General features: G+C 72.9%; 2 protein-coding genes and 1 pseudogene. 1 reads left to right on the forward strand and 2 read right to left on the reverse strand.

What is annotated here, in order from left to right; genetic code table 11:
• Together D183_RS28245 and D183_RS0113300 are read right to left on the reverse strand one after the other, a co-directional pair.
• A pseudogene (locus D183_RS28245) lies at positions 1-149 on the reverse strand (beta-ketoacyl synthase chain length factor); the annotation flags it as partial.
• 8 nt (positions 150-157) lie between these two features.
• On the reverse strand, positions 158-1,357 hold the full coding sequence (locus D183_RS0113300) for a beta-ketoacyl-[acyl-carrier-protein] synthase family protein (RefSeq protein ID WP_026144449.1): 1,200 nt from the start codon (positions 1,355-1,357) through the stop codon (positions 158-160).
• A 217-nt stretch (positions 1,358-1,574) separates the two neighbouring features.
• Between D183_RS0113300 and D183_RS0113305 the strand changes: the two genes are divergently transcribed.
• Positions 1,575-1,835, forward strand: a complete 261-nt coding sequence (locus D183_RS0113305; protein WP_017909431.1) for a YcgL domain-containing protein — start codon at positions 1,575-1,577, stop codon at positions 1,833-1,835.
• Positions 1,836-1,959: the final 124 nt, after the last annotated feature.

The following is a 1,959-nucleotide window of genomic DNA, read 5'->3' on the forward strand; positions in this document are numbered from 1 at the left end:
TGGCGCTCGTTCGGCGCCAGCAGCTGCGGCGACGGCCGTCCGGGCGTCTCCAGCGGCGCGCCGTCGCCGCGCGCGAACGCCTGCGCCAGCGTCCACGACGGCAGGCCAGGCGCCCAGAACCCGATGCCTTCGATCGTCGCGCTCAGCATGGGCGTGCTCATGCGCGGCCGAACAGCAGCGAGCAGTTGTTGCCGCCGAAGCCGAAGGAGTTGTTCATCGCGTAGCGGACCTGTGCATGGGCGGTGGCGAAGCGGATCTGCGGGCCGCAGGCGGGGTCGGGCAGTTCGCTGTTGAGGGTGCCGGGCAGCAGGCCGTCGCGCAGCGCCAGCAGCGCGAACACCGACTCGACGATGCCGGCGGCGCCGAGCGTGTGCCCGGTCCAGGCCTTGGTCGAACTGGCATGCAGGGTCGGCGGGAACAGCGCCGCCACCGCGGCGGCCTCGACGCTGTCGTTGGCCGGGGTCGCGGTGCCGTGCAGGTTGAGATACCCGACCTCGGCCGGGTCCACGCCGGCGCGCTGCAACGCGCCGCGCATCGCCAGGCCGGCGCCCAGCCCCTGCGGATGCGGCGCGGACATGTGGTGGGCGTCGCTGGATTCGCCGTAGCCGCACAGCAGCGCCTGCGCCGGCGGCGCGTCGGCGGCATCGGCGCGTTCCAGCAGTGCGTAGCCGCCGGCCTCGCCCAGCGACAGCCCGACCCGGCGCACGTCGAACGGCCGGCATGGCTCCGGCGACACCACCTGCAGCGAGTTGAAGCCGAACAGCACGCTGCCGCACAGCGTGTCCACGCCGCCGACCAGGGCCGCATCGACCACGCCGGCGGCGATCAGCCGCGCCGCCTGGGCGAACACCTTGGCGCTGGACGAGCAGGCGGTCGCGACAGTGATGCACGGACCGCGCAGGCCGGTGGCGGCGCGCACGAAATCGCCGAGCGAATGCGGGGTGTGCACGATCGGCCGGTCCAGGTCGGCCGGCATGCGCGGACCCTCCGCATCGTGCTCGAGCCGGGTGTAGGCCTCCTCGCTGGCGCCGATGCTGGAGGTGGAGGTGCCCATCACCACCGCCACCCGTTCGGCGCCGTGCCGTTGCGCCGCGGCGGCCACGGCCGCGGCCATGCCGTCCTGCTGCAGGGCGAGCCAGGCCAGGCGGTTGTTGCGGCATTCCCACGCGGCCAGGGCCTCCGGCAGCGCGGCGGTTTCCAGCGCGTCCACCCGGCCGATCCAGCATTCCAGCGGTTGCGGACCGAAGTCGTTGCGACGCAGGCCGCTGCGGCCCTCGCGCAGCGCCGCGGCCTGGGCGTGCAGTCCGCTGCCGAGCGCGTTGGTCGCGGTGTAGGCGCGGATGGCCACCGGGGCCATGCGGGGCGACGAGGACGCTTCGGTCACGCGGTATTCCATACAAGGACAATCGCCGCAGTATATCGACGCATTCGGTCATGCCGTGAAACGCCCACGACGCAAACGTGAATAGCGCCCGCGCCCGGATCCGTTCAGCGCAGGGCCGGCGTGCGCTTTCGCCGCTGGCGCATTTCCTCCACAATCGCTTGCCTTTCCACGCCAGGCGCACGCCACGGGCATGCAAGCCTACGTCTACAAAAGCCAACGCAAGCCGGACACCTATCTGTATCTCGCCGCCCGCGACGACTTCGGCCGTCTGCCGCCGGCGCTGCTGGCGTCGCTGCAGCCGCTGGCGTTCGTGCTCGAGGTGGCGTTGACCGCCGAACGCACGCTGGCCCGCGCCGATCCGGCCGCGGTGCGCGCCAACCTCGCCGGCTGCGGCTTCCATCTGCAATTGCCGCCGTCCCTGCCCGGCACCACCGATCGACACGATGACTGACTCTTTCCTCCGCGCGCGTGCGCCGATGCTCGCCGCCGCCCTGGGCGCGGTGCTGGCGCTGGCCGCCGGAATCGGCCCGCTGGCCGCCGCCCTGGGCGCATGGCTGGCGCAACCGGCGTTCGCA

Origin of the sequence: Xanthomonas sp. SHU 199 (assembly GCF_000364665.1) — a bacterium.
GTDB classification, from domain to species: Bacteria; Pseudomonadota; Gammaproteobacteria; order Xanthomonadales; family Xanthomonadaceae; genus Xanthomonas_A; species Xanthomonas_A sontii.

Bases quoted from the DNA above. Each gene is read 5' to 3' on its own strand.
- D183_RS0113300 (WP_026144449.1), bottom strand. From the start codon at position 1,357: ATGGCCCCGGTGGCCATCCGCGCCTACACCGCGACCAACGCGCTCGGC.
- D183_RS0113305 (WP_017909431.1), top strand. From the start codon at position 1,575: ATGCAAGCCTACGTCTACAAAAGCCAACGCAAGCCGGACACCTATCTG.